The sequence below is a fragment of the Aeromonas sp. 75A genome (genome assembly GCF_051919425.1).
In the GTDB taxonomy this organism is placed as follows: Bacteria; Pseudomonadota; Gammaproteobacteria; order Enterobacterales; family Aeromonadaceae; genus Aeromonas; species Aeromonas veronii.
In genome coordinates, this window is the sequence record NZ_JBQBES010000002.1 from 1,705,001 (window position 1) to 1,720,581 (window position 15,581).

Genomic DNA, 15,581 nt, shown 5'->3' on the forward strand with positions numbered 1-15,581 from the left:
ACCGTCACGATCCAGAAAAATGGCGGGGTTGCTCACGGAAACTACCTCTATAAATGGTTTTGCCCAGTATCTCACAGGCCATAAATAGCCCCAAAAATAAAAGGGGTGGCCGAAGCCACCCCTTTTCATGTTTGTATATAACGAATCGATTAGGCGATTACGCTAGCTACAACACCAGCACCTACGGTACGGCCACCTTCACGGATAGCGAAACGCAGGCCGTCGTCCATTGCGATCGGAGCAATCAGGGTAACAACCATCTTGATGTTGTCGCCCGGCATTACCATCTCTACGCCTTCCGGCAGTTCGATGGTACCGGTCACGTCGGTTGTACGGAAGTAGAACTGCGGACGGTAGCCTTTGAAGAACGGGGTATGACGACCACCTTCTTCTTTGGACAGTACGTACACTTCAGATTCGAACTTGGTGTGCGGCTTGATAGAACCCGGCTTGGCCAGTACCTGACCACGCTCTACGTCTTCACGCTTAACACCACGCAGCAGCGCGCCGATGTTCTCGCCTGCACGACCTTCGTCCAGCAGCTTACGGAACATTTCAACACCGGTGCAGGTGGTAGAAACGGTATCTTTGATACCAACGATTTCTACAGTCTCACCTACTTTAACGATACCGCGCTCTACACGACCGGTAACTACGGTACCACGGCCAGCGATAGAGAATACGTCTTCGATAGGCATCAGGAACGGCTGGTCAATCGCGCGCTCCGGCTCCGGGATGTAGGTATCCAGGTGGCCAGCCAGCTCGATGATCTTCTCTTCCCACTGAGCGTCGCCTTCCAGCGCTTTCAGCGCGGAACCACGAACTACCGGCAGGTCATCACCCGGGAAGTCGTACTCGGTCAGCAGTTCACGAACTTCCATCTCTACCAGTTCGAGCAGCTCTTCGTCATCAACCATGTCACACTTGTTCATGAACACGATCATGTACGGGATACCAACCTGACGACCCAGCAGGATGTGCTCACGAGTCTGCGGCATCGGGCCGTCAGTCGCTGCTACTACCAGGATCGCGCCGTCCATCTGGGCAGCACCGGTGATCATGTTTTTAACGTAGTCGGCGTGACCCGGGCAATCTACGTGGGCGTAGTGACGGGTAGCAGTGTCGTATTCTACGTGGGAGGTGTTGATGGTGATACCACGCTCACGCTCTTCCGGTGCCTTGTCGATCTGGTCGAAGGCGAAAGCTTTACCACCGAAGTGCTTGGCCAGCACGTTGGTGATAGCTGCAGTCAGGGTGGTTTTACCGTGGTCAACGTGGCCGATGGTGCCGACGTTTACGTGCGGTTTATTACGCTCAAATTTTTCTTTAGACACGACGTAGTCCTTCTAGGTTAAACCCGCCTACCGTCGTAGGCGGGGAATCTTAAATTACTTGGATTTGCGCTCTTCGATCACGGCTTGTGCAACGTTGGTCGGTGCATCGTGATACTTGGCGAATTCCATGGCGTAGGAAGCACGACCCTGGGTAGCGGAACGCAGTGCAGTTGCGTAACCGAACATTTCGGCCAGCGGCACCAGAGCACGTACGATCTTGCCGGACGGGCCATCTTCCATACCTTCGATCAGGCCACGACGACGGTTCAGGTCACCGATAACGTCGCCCATGTAATCTTCCGGAGTTTCAACTTCTACTTTCATGATCGGTTCGAGCAGAACCGGGTTGGCTTTCATGAAGCCAGCCTTAAAGGCCATGGAAGCAGCGATTTTGAACGCCAGTTCGGAAGAGTCGACATCGTGGTAAGAACCGAAGTGCAGACGCACACCCAGATCCATAACCGGGTAACCAGCCAGCGGACCAGATTTGAGCTGCTCACGGATACCTTTATCAACACCCGGGATGAATTCACCAGGAATGACACCACCTTTGATGTCGTTGACGAATTCGTAGGCTTTGCCTTCTTCCAGCGGGTACATGTCGATAACAACATGACCGTACTGACCGCGACCACCAGACTGCTTGGCATGCTTGCCTTCGATGTCTTTAACGGTGGTACGGATGGTTTCACGGTAGGCAACCTGCGGCTTACCTACGTTGGCTTCAACCTTGAACTCGCGACGCATACGGTCAACGATGATGTCCAGGTGCAGCTCACCCATACCAGCGATGATGGTTTGACCTGACTCTTCGTCAGTCCATACGCGGAAGGACGGATCTTCCTGAGCCAGACGGCCCAGTGCCAGACCCATCTTCTCCTGGTCAGCCTTGGTTTTCGGCTCAACCGCGATAGAAATTACCGGCTCCGGGAATTCCATACGCTCGAGGATGATCGGTGCGTTCGGGTCACACAGGGTGTCACCAGTGGTCACGTCTTTCAGACCGATGGCAGCAGCGATGTCACCAGCGCGTACTTCTTTGATCTCTTCACGCTTGTTGGCATGCATCTGAACGATACGGCCAAAACGCTCGCGCTTGTCCTTGACGGAGTTCAGCACGGTGTCACCGGAGTTGATCACGCCAGAGTAGACACGGAAGAAGGTCAGGTTACCAACGAACGGGTCGGTAGCGATCTTGAACGCCAGAGCAGAGAACGGCTCGTCATCAGAAGCGTGACGCTCGTCTTTGGTCTCGCCGTCCATTTTCAGGCCGTCGATAGCAGCAACGTCGGTCGGAGCCGGCAGGTACTCGATCACGGCATCCAGCATTGCCTGTACGCCCTTGTTCTTGAACGCGGAGCCACAGGTTACCAGGATGATTTCGTTGTTCAGCACGCGCTGACGCAGAGCACCTTTGATCTCTTCCTCGGTCAGCTCTTCGCCGCCCAGGTATTTTTCCATCAGGTCTTCAGACGCTTCAGCAGCGGCTTCAACCAGATTCATGCGCATTTCTTGCGCCTGTTCCAGCAACTCGGCCGGGACGTCTTCGTAATCGAAGGAGACGCCCTGATCAGCTTCATTCCAGTTGATGGCTTTCATCTTGACCAGGTCAACAACGCCCTTGAAGTTCTCTTCGGCGCCGATGTTCAGCTGAAGGGGAACCGGAGTACCTTTCAGACGGGTCTTGATGTGCTCAACGCAGCGCAGGAAGTTGGCGCCGGTACGGTCCATCTTGTTGACGAACGCGATACGGGGAACCTTGTACTTGTTAGCCTGACGCCATACGGTTTCAGACTGTGGCTGTACGCCACCTACGGCACAGTACACCATCACGGCACCGTCCAGAACACGCATTGAACGCTCTACTTCGATAGTAAAGTCAACGTGGCCCGGGGTATCGATGATGTTGATACGGTGCGGTTGGAACTGTTTACCCATACCGGACCAGAAAGCGGTGGTCGCGGCGGAGGTGATGGTGATACCACGCTCTTGTTCCTGTTCCATCCAGTCCATGGTGGCAGCGCCATCGTGAACTTCACCGATCTTGTGACTTACACCGGTGTAAAACAGTACGCGCTCGGTAGTAGTAGTCTTACCGGCGTCAATGTGAGCGGAGATACCGATGTTACGATAACGCTCAATGGGGGTTGTACGAGCCATTGTCATCCTCTTACTAAGGCGCTTGTCCCTAGATAATTAAAGGTGCGCAGAGTCAAAAGACCCTGCGCAAGCGGATTACCAGCGGAAGTGAGCGAAGGCTTTGTTCGCTTCAGCCATACGGTGAACGTCTTCACGTTTCTTGACAGACGAACCCTTATTGTCAGCGGCATCCAGCAGCTCGCCAGCCAGACGCTGAGCCATTGATTTTTCACCACGTTTACGAGCGGCATCAACCAACCAGCGCATTGCCAGGGCATTGCGACGTACCGGACGAACTTCTACCGGCACCTGATAGGTTGCACCACCGACGCGACGAGATTTAACCTCGACCGCCGGACGAATGTTATCCAGAGCTTCTTCGAATACGGCCAGGTGCTCTTTGCCAGATTTGGTGGCAATGATGTCCAGGGCGCCATAAACAATGGCCTCTGCAACAGATTTCTTACCGTCAACCATTACTACGTTGACAAATTTAGCCAGCAGCTCTGATCCGAACTTGGGATCTGGCAGGATTTTACGCTGACCAACAACACGACGTCTTGGCATTTCAAATTCTCCGTAACTTCAGGGATTACCCAAAACTAGAAAGCTATCTAACTAGAAACGAATTAACGTTTGGCCTTACTTAACGGAGAACCATTAAGCTTTAGGACGCTTCACGCCATACTTGGAGCGAGCCTGCTTACGGTCTTTAACACCGGCACAGTCCAACGCACCACGAACGGTGTGATAACGAACACCTGGCAAGTCTTTTACACGACCGCCACGGATCAGAACAACAGAGTGCTCTTGCAGGTTGTGACCTTCACCGCCGATGTAGGAGGTGACTTCGAAGCCGTTGGTCAGACGTACACGGCACACTTTACGCAGTGCAGAGTTAGGCTTCTTCGGGGTGGTGGTATATACACGAGTGCATACGCCACGCTTCTGAGGGCACGCTTCCAGCGCCGGCACGTTGCTTTTCACAACGAGCTTGATGCGTGGCTTGCGAACCAACTGGTTAATAGTTGCCATCAAAAGGCTCCTGATAATGACTTCATAAACGTGTGGAAAATCCTCCCCGCAGATACGGGGACGCGAAATTTTATGCCCTGTTGTCTGGGGAGTCAAGATTTATACAATTTGCGTCACAAAAGGGCAATTCGGATCCGTTTGCTTTCACGACATCGCCTTGAATTTTCTTGAAAATATGCTGCTCAGCCACCCCAGGTGCGCGGGGAACCTTTTTGCGCAATCAGTGCCACCAGATCCGCCATATCGAGCACATTGCCCACCCGATGCTGCAAACCGCGAGCTTGCAGATCTTCCTGCATCACATAAAGCGGGATACCCGCCAGCCGCGCGCTCCACTGGGGAGCCGATGCCGCAATCACGGCATCCTGCATCAGTACCAGCTCATCCTCGGGCTGAAGGTATGAGAGCGCCTCTGCCAGAGCCTGACTCTGAAAGGGGGAGTTCAATATCAGATGCAACATGGAGACCTCAAAAGCTGATGTGAGTCGAACACTGTGCCCAGCGCCGAGCCAGTTCCTGGCGCGGCAGACTCTCGACGGGGATCAGCAGATCATCCACTGTCACGCCACGCTCTGCCAGCGAGTCAGCACAAACATAGACCTCTTCGATGTCGTAGAGTTCCAGCATTTTGAAGGTGGGGGCGTAGTGGCGCTGCAAAATGGCGGCAGGCTGCTGTTCCTTGAGCAGCTGCAGCACGCCGTCCCCAATCAGGAAGAGGGCCAGCTCATCGGTCATGGCCGAGGTGGCCAACAAGGCATCCAGTCCTTCCCGGCCGGCGGCATGGCCATGGGGGCCACGACTGCAGATAAAGGCGATTTTCTTGCTCATGACTCCCCCTAAAACTGAACCAGTCGATCGGCGGTGAGCGCCGCCTCGGCCAACTGGCCCAGACCGCTCAGACAAAATGGCGGTTGCAGATTGAAGTGTACCTGCCCTGCCCCCTTGGCTTCCTGTTCATCGAGCACACCGCGTCGCATGGCAGCGGCGACGCAGACGTCGATACGGATCCCCTGCTCTTTCGCCAGCTCTCGCCACAGACGCACCAGGTCAGTCTCATCGGATGCAGGCAGATGCAAACCGTTGCCGTTGCAGACCCCGTCCTGATAGAAGAACAGGTGGGACAAGGTATGCCCCTGCGCCAACAGGGTGCGGGCAAAACGATAGGCTGTGCTGGCCGATTGGGTGCCATAGGCAGGCCCCGTGACCAGGATGGCAAAACTCAGACTCATAGCAGGACTCCTGTGCTGACCCGGTCCATTTTACGCCAAAAACAAAAAAGCCCCTGCCAGGAGGGGCTTGATTCGATCTGTTGATCAGAGATGGGCAATCGCCTCGACCTCGACCAGCACATCTTTCGGCAGACGAGCCACCTCCACGCAGGAGCGGGCTGGCGCCGCATCGCCAAAGTAGCGGGCATAGACCTGGTTGAAGGCAACGAAGTTGTTCATGTCGCTCAGGAAGCAGGTGGTCTTGACCACTTTGCTGGCATCGGCACCGGCAGCGTGCAACACGGCAACCAGATTCTTCATCACCCGTTCGGCCTGCTCTTCGATGCCGCCGGCCACGATCTCCATGGTGGCAGGATCGAGCGGGATCTGCCCGGAGGTGAAGATCATCTCGCCAACCTTGGTAGCCTGAACATACGGACCAATCGCGGCAGGCGCCTTGTCGGTTGCAATCACTTCTTTAGCCATTCATCTATCCCCTTCTGGAATGAGTTACTCGTTCTCGTCTTCACCCTGCTTGCGCTGTCGGATGTAAAGATAAACGGTATGTTTTGAAATATTGAGTTTGTCCGCCACCAGATTGATCGAATCCTTGATGTCGAAAATGCCCTTCTCGAACAGCTGGGTCACGATGAAGCGGTTCTTGGCATTGTTGGCCACGGTGGGATCGCGATTGATCTCGTCGATGGTGTTATCCACCGTCTGGGCAACCAGCTCTTCCACGCTGTTGGCGAAAGTCTCTGGTGACTGGCGCGCCGCCTGCTGGGGCGTCGGGAAAAATTCGGCCACGAACTCGTGGAAAGGCGCATTGATGTGCAGGTTGATGCAGATAAGCCCCACTACTTGCCGCTCGCTGTTGCGAATGGCGATGGTGCTCGACTTCATCAGCGCGCCGGTACGGCTGCGAGCGAAATAGCTCTGGGTGTAATCCTGGCCGGTGCTCTCGATATCCTTGAGCATGCGCAGGGCGAGATCGGTGATGGGCGCCCCGAGGGTGCGTCCGGTATTGAAGCCGTTGGCGATCTTGATCACCGACTCGTGCAGATTTTCCAGGGAGTGGAGTACCACTTCACAATGCTTGCCGAACAGCTCGGCCAAGCCATCGATGAGCCCATCGTATGAGCGCAACAATTCCCTGTCTTCATCTGTAAAAGTGCGGCTGATCAGCTGTTCTTCGGGAAGCATGGCTTCCTCGATACCGACAGTCATGTTCTACCCCTGTAATAACCATTCAACTTTCCCGAGTTTTAAATTGCAGGGGAGTAAAGTCAACTTTTTTTGATTTTTTACTCTACAACTTTGCTCTGGATCATCCTGAAACCCGCGCTGCGTCTACCTTTGCCGAGGAATTGGCCAACAAAAAGGGCTCCTTGAAGGAGCCCTTTTCAATCACGGATGACGAGTTACTCTTCGTCGAAGCTACCGGCTGCGTTCAGCAGATCCGCCAGGTTCTGCTCCGCTTCATCAGCGGTCACCTGCGGGGTACCAACAGCACGAGCTGCGGCGGCACGCTGGTTGATCCGGCTATGGTGGTAGGCAAAGCCGGTACCAGCCGGGATCAGACGACCCACGATGACGTTCTCTTTCAGACCACGCAGTTCATCACGCTTGCCACCTACGGCGGCTTCGGTCAGAACGCGAGTGGTTTCCTGGAAGGAAGCCGCGGAGATGAAGGACTCGGTGCTCAGAGATGCCTTGGTAATACCCATCAGTACATGACGGTAGGTCGCAGGGGTCTTGCCCTCGGCAACCAGCTTACGGTTGGCAATCTTCACACGAGCCACTTCAACCTGTTCGCCTTCGATCAGATCGGTATCGCCAGCGCTCAGGATCTCGCACTTGCGCAGCATCTGACGAACGATGACTTCGATGTGCTTGTCGTTGATCTTAACGCCTTGCAGACGGTAAACGTCCTGCACTTCGTTGGCGATGTAGTTGGCGACCGGGCTGATACCGCGCAGACGCAGGATGTCGTGAGCAGACTCAGGACCGTCCGCCAGCACTTCACCCTTCTCAACTTTTTCACCTTCGAACACGTTCAGGTTACGCCACTTCGGAATCATCTCTTCGTAGACGTTGCCACCATCGGTCGGGGTGATGACCAGACGGCGTTTGCCCTTGGTCTCTTTCCCGAAGGAGATGGTACCGGAGATCTCGGCCAGAATTGCCGGTTCCTTCGGTTGACGTGCTTCGAACAGATCCGCAACGCGCGGCAGACCACCGGTGATGTCCTTGGTACCGCCGGACTCTTGCGGGATACGCGCTACCGCGTCACCCACGCCCACGTTGGCACCATCTTCCAGGTTCACGATCGCCTTGCCCGGCAGGAAGTACTGGGCAGCTACATCGGTACCCGGGATCATCACGTCTTTGCCGTTCAGGTCGACCAGTTTAACGGTTGGACGCATCTCTTTACCGGCGCTCGGACGCTCGTTGACGTCCAGAACAACGATAGAAGAGAGACCGGTCAGCTCGTCGGTCTGACGAGTGATGGTCACGCCATCGATCATGTGTTCGAACTGCAGGCGACCTGCCACTTCGGTGATGATCGGGTGGGTGTGCGGATCCCAGTTGGCAACGGTCTCGCCAGCACTCACGGCCTGGCCATCCTTCACTTCCAGCACGGAACCGTAAGGCAGCTTGTGGCTTTCCTTGGTACGGCCCATGTCGTCCATGATGGTCAGTTCGGTAGAACGTGAGGTGATAACCAGTTTGTCATCGCTGTTGTGAACGAACTTGGCGTTCTGCAGCTTGATGGTACCGGTGTTCTTGACCTGGATGCTGCTTTCAGCAGCGGCACGAGATGCAGCACCACCGATGTGGAACGTACGCATCGTCAGCTGGGTACCCGGTTCACCGATGGACTGGGCGGCGATAACACCGACAGCCTCACCCTTGTTAACCAGGTGACCACGGGCCAGATCACGGCCGTAGCAGTGAGCACAGTTACCGAAGTCAGTTTCACAGGTGATGGCAGAACGTACCTTCACACGGTCAACGGAGTTACGCTCCAGCAGGTCACACAGCTGCTCGTCGAGCAGGGTGTTGCGAGCAACTAGGATCTCGTCCTCGGTACCCGGCTTGATGACATCTTCTGCCACCACACGACCCAGCACGCGCTCACGCAGCGGCTCGACCACGTCGCCACCCTCGATCAACGGAGTCATCCACAGACCGTCAGTAGTGCCGCAATCGTCCTCGGTGATCACCATGTCTTGCGCCACGTCTACCAGACGACGAGTCAGGTAACCGGAGTTCGCAGTCTTCAGTGCGGTATCCGCCAGACCCTTACGAGCACCGTGGGTAGAGATAAAGTACTGCAGTACGTTCAGACCTTCGCGGAAGTTCGCGATGATCGGGGTCTCGATGATGGAGCCATCCGGCTTGGCCATCAGGCCACGCATACCGGCCAGCTGACGGATCTGGGCGGCGGAACCACGCGCACCAGAGTCGGCCATCATAAAGATGCTGTTGAACGAGGCCTGCTCTTCTTCTTCACCCAGCGAGTTGACGTTACGCTCTTTGGACAAGTTCTCCATCATGGCCTTGGAGACGCGCTCGTTGGCGCTGGCCCAGATATCGATAACCTTGTTGTAACGCTCGCCCGCAGTTACCAGACCGGACAGGAACTGGTCCTGGATCTCGGCAACTTCGGCTTCGGCTGCCGCGATGATGTCTTTCTTGGCATCCGGGATGACCATGTCATCGATACCAACGGAAGCACCGGACAGGGCCGCGTAGTGGAAACCGGTATACATCAGCTGGTCAGCGAAGATAACGGTGTCCTTCAGGCCCTGCTTGCGATAGCAGGTGTTCAGCAGACGGGAGATGAGCTTTTTGCCCAGCGCCTTGTTGGATACGCACTTGATCCAGTTCTGCGGATTGGCGTCCAGATCGGCCTGCTCGGCAGCAGTCAGCACCTTCGGCTCGTCGATCAGGGCGTATTCCATGCCTTTCGGCAGGATCAGGCTCAGGATCGCACGACCAACGGTGGTGTTCTTCATCTCGGTGTGTTCACGCAGAGAACCGTCTTCCTGACGCAGGTATTCGGTAATGCGTACTTTCACACGAGCATGCAGATCGGCCAGACCGGCACGGTACACTTTCTCGGCCTCTTTCGGGCCGGACAGCACCATACCTTCACCCTTCGCATTGATACGGGCACGGGTCATGTAGTACAGACCCAAGACCACGTCCTGAGAAGGAACGATGATCGGCTCACCGGAGGCAGGCGACAGGATGTTGTTGGTAGACATCATCAGCGCACGCGCTTCCAGCTGGGCTTCCAGGGTCAGCGGTACGTGGACCGCCATCTGGTCACCATCGAAGTCCGCGTTATACGCAGCACAAACCAGCGGGTGCAGCTGGATTGCCTTGCCTTCGACCAGAGTCGGTTCGAATGCCTGGATACCCAGACGGTGCAGAGTCGGTGCACGGTTCAGCAGAACCGGGTGTTCGCGGATCACTTCGTCCAGGATATCCCAAACGACAGCTTCCTCACGCTCCACCATCTTCTTGGCGGCCTTGATAGTGGTCGCCAGACCGCGGGTTTCCAGCTTGCCATAGATGAACGGCTTGAACAGTTCCAGCGCCATCTTCTTCGGCAGACCGCACTGATGCAGACGCAGAGTCGGGCCTACGGTGATAACGGAACGACCGGAGTAGTCGACACGCTTACCGAGCAGGTTCTGACGGAAACGACCCTGCTTACCCTTGATCATGTCGGCCAGGGATTTCAGGGGGCGCTTGTTGGAACCGGTGATGGCACGACCGCGACGGCCGTTATCCAGCAGCGCATCGACGGACTCTTGCAGCATACGCTTTTCGTTGCGCACGATGATGTCCGGAGCAGCCAGATCCAGCAGACGCTTCAAGCGGTTGTTACGGTTGATCACGCGACGGTACAGATCGTTCAGATCGGAAGTCGCGAAACGGCCGCCGTCCAGCGGTACCAGCGGACGCAGGTCCGGCGGCAGCACAGGCAGCACTGTCATGATCATCCACTCCGGCTTGTTGCCGGACTGCAGGAAAGCTTCCATCAGCTTCAGACGCTTGGTGGTCTTCTTGCGCTTGGTCTCGGAGTTGGTTTGATCCAGCTCCTCACGCATGGTTTTGACTTCACCTTCCAGATCGATAGCGCGCAGCAATGCCAGGATTGCTTCGGCACCCATCTTGGCGTCAAATTCGTCGCCCCACTCTTCCAGCGCATCCAGGTACTGCTCTTCAGAGAGCATCTGGCTGCGTTCGAGGTTGGTCATGCCCGGCTCGATTACCACGAAAGATTCGAAGTAGAGCACGCGCTCGATGTCGCGCAGGGTCATGTCCAGCAGCAGACCGATACGGGACGGCAGGGACTTCAGGAACCAGATGTGGGCAGTCGGGCTGGCCAGCTCGATATGGCCCATACGCTCACGACGGACCTTGGTCTGGGTCACTTCAACGCCGCACTTCTCACAGATCACACCACGGTGTTTCAGGCGCTTGTACTTGCCGCACAGACACTCGTAGTCCTTCACCGGTCCGAAGATACGGGCGCAGAACAGACCATCACGCTCCGGCTTGAAAGTCCGGTAGTTGATGGTCTCAGGCTTTTTGACCTCACCGAATGACCAGGAGCGGATCATGTCAGGAGAGGCCAGACCGATCTTGATACTGTCAAACTCTTCGGTCTTGGTCTGAGCCTTCAAAAACTTGAGTAAGTCTTTCACGTGTTTCCCCTGTCAGGAGTCTAACCTCGGCGCCCCGGCTGCCAAAACAGCGGGGCGCCCACGTCAATTCTCGAACAATAAGAGCGAGCTCTTACTCTTCGTCCAGCTCGATGTTGATACCCAGAGAGCGGATTTCCTTCAGCAATACGTTGAAGGATTCGGGCATGCCCGGCTCCATACGGTGGTCGCCATCCACGATGTTCTTATACATCTTGGTACGGCCATTCACATCGTCAGACTTGACGGTCAGCATTTCCTGCAGGGTATATGCCGCACCGTAAGCCTCCAGGGCCCACACTTCCATCTCACCGAAACGCTGACCACCGAACTGAGCCTTACCACCCAGCGGCTGCTGAGTAACCAGGCTGTAAGAACCGGTAGAACGCGCGTGCATCTTGTCGTCGACCAAGTGGTTCAGCTTCAGCATGTACATGTAACCAACGGTTACTTTACGCTCGAAGCGGTTACCGGTACGGCCATCGAACAGATCAATCTGACCGGATTCCGGCAGATCGGCCAGCTTCAGCAGGGCTTTGATTTCGCGCTCTTTGGCACCATCAAACACTGGAGTAGCAACCGGCAGACCCTTACGCAGGTTACCCACCAGGGTACGTACGTCGTCGTCAGACAGTTCGGCGATGTTCACTTGCTGGGTGTCCTTCTCGCCCAGGTCATAGACCTGTTGCAGGAAGTTGCGCATCTCGTGCAGCTCGCGCTGCTCTTTGACCATGCGATCGATCTTCTCGCCGATACCCTTGGCCGCAAGGCCCAGGTGCACTTCGAGGATCTGACCGATGTTCATACGGGATGGTACGCCCAACGGGTTCAGTACGATGTCGACCGGACGGCCGAACTCGTCATGAGGCATATCCTCGACCGGACAGATCTTGGAGATAACACCCTTGTTACCGTGACGGCCCGCCATCTTGTCACCCGGCTGGATGCGACGCTTGACTGCCAGATAAACCTTGACGATTTTCAGTACGCCCGGCGCCAGATCATCACCCTGGATAATCTTGCGACGCTTGTTCTCGAATTTCTTGTCGAACTCGGCTTTCAGCTCAACGTGCTGTTCAGCGATCTGTTCCAGTTCGGTCTGCTTGCCTTCGTCTTCGATGGCCAGTTCAAACCACTTGGAGCGATCGAGCTTGTTCAGACGATCTTCGCTGTAACCGGCGGCCAGCAGCAGGTTGCGGGAGCGGCCGAAAATGCCGTCTTCCAGGATCTTGAACTCTTCGGTCAAGTCCTTCTTCGCTTCCTTCAGCTGCATCTCTTCGATTTCTTTGGCGCGCTTGTCTTTTTCCACGCCATCGCGGGTAAAGACTTGCACGTCAACCACGGTACCGTACACACCGTTCGGTACACGCAGGGAGGAGTCCTTCACATCGGACGCCTTCTCACCGAAGATGGCGCGCAGCAGCTTCTCTTCCGGCGTCAGCTGGGTTTCACCTTTCGGGGTTACCTTACCGACCAGAATGTCGCCGCCCTTCACTTCGGCACCCACGTAGACGATACCGGACTCGTCCAGTTTGGACAGAGCGGCTTCACCCACGTTCGGGATGTCAGCAGTGATCTCTTCCGGACCCAGCTTGGTGTCACGGGAGATACAGGCCAGTTCCTGGATATGGATGGTGGTCAGGCGATCTTCCTGAACAACACGCTCGTTCACCAGGATCGAGTCTTCGAAGTTGTAACCGTTCCACGGCATGAACGCGACGCGCATGTTCTGACCCAGCGCCAGTTCACCCAGATCGGTGGACGGGCCGTCAGCCAGTACGTCGCCAGCCATGACCGGCTCGCCCAACATCACGCAAGGACGCTGGTTGATACAGGTGTTCTGGTTGGAACGGGTGTATTTGGTCAGGTTGTAGATGTCGATACCGGCTTCGCCTGGCATCAGCTCATCTTCATTGACCTTCAGGACGATACGGGAGGCATCGACATAGTCGATTACGCCGCCACGCTTGGCCACTACGGTTACACCGGAGTCAACGGCCACAGCGCGTTCCATACCGGTACCTACCAGCGGCTTGTCAGCACGCAGAGTCGGTACAGCCTGACGTTGCATGTTTGAACCCATCAATGCGCGGTTCGCGTCATCGTGTTCCAGGAACGGGATCAGAGCGGCTGCCACAGATACGATCTGCTGCGGGCTCACGTCCATATACTGGATCTGGTCGGCGTTCATAAAGGTGGATTCACCTTTGTGACGGCACGGGATCAATTCATCTTTCAGACGGCCATCTTCGGTGGTCGCGGCGTTAGCCTGTGCGATCACGTACTTGCCTTCTTCAATAGCAGACAGGTAGTCCACTTCGTCGGTGATCACACCGTCAATGACCTTACGGTACGGGGTCTCGAGGAAACCGTACTCGTTGGTACGAGAGTACACGGACAGAGAGTTGATCAGACCGATGTTCGGACCTTCAGGAGTCTCGATAGGGCACAGACGACCGTAGTGAGTCGGGTGTACGTCTCGGACTTCAAAGCCGGCACGCTCACGAGTCAAACCGCCCGGGCCCAGCGCGGAGATACGACGCTTGTGGGTCACTTCGGAGAGCGGGTTGTTCTGGTCCATAAACTGGGACAGCTGGCTGGAACCAAAGAACTCTTTGACTGCGGCGGAGATCGGCTTGGCGTTGATCAGATCCTGCGGCATCAGGGTGTCCAGGTCGCCCAGGGAGAGACGCTCCTTGACCGCACGCTCGACACGCACCAGACCGACGCGGAACTGGTTTTCAGCCATTTCACCGACAGAACGAATACGACGGTTACCCAAGTGGTCGATATCATCCACTTCGTCGTTACCGTTACGGATGTCGATCAGGCGCTTCATCACATCGACGATGTCGTCTTTGGTCAGTACACCAGCGCCAGTCTCGTCTTCACGACCCAGACGGCGGTTGAACTTCATCCGACCTACGGTAGACAGGTCGTAACGCTCGGCGGAGAAGAACAGGTTTTCGAACAGCTGTTCTGCAGCTTCGCGAGTAGGCGGCTCGCCCGGACGCATCATGCGATAGATCTCGACCAGCGCTTCCAAACGGTTGGAGCTGGAGTCGACACGCAGGGTCTCGGACATGTAGGCACCGTGATCCAGTTCGTTGGTGAACAGAACCTCGAAATGCTTGAAGCCGGCTTGGGACAGGTTGGCGATCGCTTCCAGGCTCAGCGCCTGGTTGGCGGTCACGACCATCTCGCCAGTTTGCGGATGTGCGTAGTCCTTGGCAGCAACTTTGCCAACAACATACTCAACCGGTACCTCAATCTGGGTAACGGCGTCTTTTTCCAACTGACGGATGTGACGCGCAGTCACACGACGACCGGTCTCAACCACCACGGCGCCATTGGCCACGATGTCAAAGGTCGCAGTTTCACCACGCAGACGCTCCGGCACCAGATCCATCATCAACTTGCCATCTTTTACTTCAAAACCGATGGTCTCGAAGAAGGTGGCCAGGATTTGTTCGGAAGTGAAGTCCAGGGCGCGCAGAATAATGGATGCTGGCAGTTTGCGACGACGGTCGATACGGACAAACAGGTTGTCTTTCGCATCGAACTCGAAGTCTAGCCAGGAGCCACGGTAGGGGATAACGCGAGCGTTATACAGTACCTTACCGGATGAATGAGTTTTGCCTTTATCGTGGTCGAAGAAGACGCCCGGGCTGCGGTGCAGCTGGGAGACGATAACCCGCTCGGTACCATTGATAACAAAGGTGCCGTTCTCGGTCATGAGCGGAATTTCGCCCATGTATACTTCTTGTTCCTTGATGTCTTTGACGGTGCCGGCAGCTGCTTCACGGTCGTACAGAACCATACGAAGCTTGACACGCAGCGGCGCGGAGTAGGTCACTCCACGGATCTGGCATTCTTTTACGTCAAATACCGGCTCACCCAGGCGATAGCTGACATACTGAAGCTCAGCACTACCGGAGTAACTGGTGATCGGGAAAACGCTACGGAAAGCGGCCTCTAGGCCATATTCACCTTCCGGGTCAGCCTCGATGAACTGCTTGAAGGAGTCCAGCTGAATGGACAACAGATAAGGCGTGTCCAGTACCTGGTCTCGCTTACCGAAGTCCTTACGAATGCGTTTTTTTTCGGTATAAGAGTAAACCATAGGGTTCCTCAGCTCGCTG

General features: G+C 55.8%; 12 protein-coding genes (1 of these 12 cut by a window edge). All 12 read right to left on the reverse strand.

All coding sequences use genetic code 11. The features are described 5' to 3' along the window. Nucleotides 1–36 carry the 5' portion of a D-glycero-beta-D-manno-heptose 1,7-bisphosphate 7-phosphatase gene (gene gmhB, locus ACTG2T_RS07800; protein ID WP_005356377.1) on the reverse strand. 507 nt of this gene lie to the left of the window's left edge, so 36 of the gene's 543 nt are visible here — the first part of the coding sequence; the start codon lies at nucleotides 34–36; the stop codon falls past the left edge of the window. Between the two features lie 113 nt (nucleotides 37–149). Further along, nucleotides 150–1,334: an elongation factor Tu gene (gene tuf, locus ACTG2T_RS07805; RefSeq protein ID WP_005339879.1), complete on the reverse strand. Its 1,185-nt coding sequence runs from the start codon at nucleotides 1,332–1,334 to the stop codon at nucleotides 150–152. A 54-nt stretch (nucleotides 1,335–1,388) separates the two neighbouring features. Further along, complete coding sequence (gene fusA / locus ACTG2T_RS07810; protein ID WP_005339913.1) at nucleotides 1,389–3,494, reverse strand: elongation factor G; 2,106 nt, start codon at nucleotides 3,492–3,494, stop codon at nucleotides 1,389–1,391. A gap of 75 nt (nucleotides 3,495–3,569) precedes the next feature. Beyond that, complete coding sequence (gene rpsG, locus ACTG2T_RS07815) at nucleotides 3,570–4,040, reverse strand: 30S ribosomal protein S7 (RefSeq protein WP_005339911.1); 471 nt, start codon at nucleotides 4,038–4,040, stop codon at nucleotides 3,570–3,572. A gap of 93 nt (nucleotides 4,041–4,133) precedes the next feature. Then, the gene (gene rpsL / locus ACTG2T_RS07820; protein WP_005306278.1) at nucleotides 4,134–4,508 is read right to left on the reverse strand and encodes a 30S ribosomal protein S12; all 375 of its coding nucleotides are present in this window, start codon (nucleotides 4,506–4,508) and stop codon (nucleotides 4,134–4,136) included. A 182-nt stretch (nucleotides 4,509–4,690) separates the two neighbouring features. Beyond that, entirely contained in the window at nucleotides 4,691–4,969 is a 279-nt protein-coding gene (gene tusB, locus ACTG2T_RS07825) for a sulfurtransferase complex subunit TusB (protein ID WP_058056195.1), read from the reverse strand. Between the two features lie 7 nt (nucleotides 4,970–4,976). Then, entirely contained in the window at nucleotides 4,977–5,336 is a 360-nt protein-coding gene (tusC, locus tag ACTG2T_RS07830; protein WP_005341830.1) for a sulfurtransferase complex subunit TusC, read from the reverse strand. 8 nt (nucleotides 5,337–5,344) lie between these two features. Next, nucleotides 5,345–5,737, reverse strand: coding sequence for a sulfurtransferase complex subunit TusD (tusD, locus tag ACTG2T_RS07835; protein ID WP_127008737.1), 393 nt, complete (start codon nucleotides 5,735–5,737; stop codon nucleotides 5,345–5,347). A gap of 84 nt (nucleotides 5,738–5,821) precedes the next feature. Then, on the reverse strand, nucleotides 5,822–6,202 hold the full coding sequence (locus ACTG2T_RS07840) for a RidA family protein (RefSeq protein ID WP_005339904.1): 381 nt from the start codon (nucleotides 6,200–6,202) through the stop codon (nucleotides 5,822–5,824). A 24-nt stretch (nucleotides 6,203–6,226) separates the two neighbouring features. Continuing rightward, a complete protein-coding gene (locus ACTG2T_RS07845) occupies nucleotides 6,227–6,943 on the reverse strand; it encodes a helix-turn-helix transcriptional regulator (protein ID WP_005339902.1) in 717 nt (238 codons plus the stop codon). 194 nt (nucleotides 6,944–7,137) lie between these two features. Then, nucleotides 7,138–11,442 (reverse strand): DNA-directed RNA polymerase subunit beta', encoded by a 4,305-nt coding sequence (gene rpoC / locus ACTG2T_RS07850; protein ID WP_204480386.1) that lies wholly within the window; start codon nucleotides 11,440–11,442, stop codon nucleotides 7,138–7,140. A gap of 91 nt (nucleotides 11,443–11,533) precedes the next feature. Further along, nucleotides 11,534–15,562, reverse strand: a complete 4,029-nt coding sequence (gene rpoB, locus ACTG2T_RS07855) for a DNA-directed RNA polymerase subunit beta (RefSeq protein ID WP_005339897.1) — start codon at nucleotides 15,560–15,562, stop codon at nucleotides 11,534–11,536. Nucleotides 15,563–15,581 lie beyond the last annotated feature (19 nt).

What these genes read in the sequence shown, in the direction of transcription:
- fusA (WP_005339913.1), bottom strand. Translation starts at nt 3,494, where the DNA reads ATGGCTCGTACAACCCCCATTGAGCGTTATCGTAACATCGGTATCTCC.
- rpsG (WP_005339911.1), bottom strand. Translation starts at nt 4,040, where the DNA reads ATGCCAAGACGTCGTGTTGTTGGTCAGCGTAAAATCCTGCCAGATCCC.
- rpsL (WP_005306278.1), bottom strand. Translation starts at nt 4,508, where the DNA reads ATGGCAACTATTAACCAGTTGGTTCGCAAGCCACGCATCAAGCTCGTT.
- tusB (WP_058056195.1), bottom strand. Translation starts at nt 4,969, where the DNA reads ATGTTGCATCTGATATTGAACTCCCCCTTTCAGAGTCAGGCTCTGGCA.
- tusC (WP_005341830.1), bottom strand. Translation starts at nt 5,336, where the DNA reads ATGAGCAAGAAAATCGCCTTTATCTGCAGTCGTGGCCCCCATGGCCAT.
- tusD (WP_127008737.1), bottom strand. Translation starts at nt 5,737, where the DNA reads ATGAGTCTGAGTTTTGCCATCCTGGTCACGGGGCCTGCCTATGGCACC.
- ACTG2T_RS07840 (WP_005339904.1), bottom strand. Translation starts at nt 6,202, where the DNA reads ATGGCTAAAGAAGTGATTGCAACCGACAAGGCGCCTGCCGCGATTGGT.
- ACTG2T_RS07845 (WP_005339902.1), bottom strand. Translation starts at nt 6,943, where the DNA reads ATGACTGTCGGTATCGAGGAAGCCATGCTTCCCGAAGAACAGCTGATC.
- rpoB (WP_005339897.1), bottom strand. Translation starts at nt 15,562, where the DNA reads ATGGTTTACTCTTATACCGAAAAAAAACGCATTCGTAAGGACTTCGGT.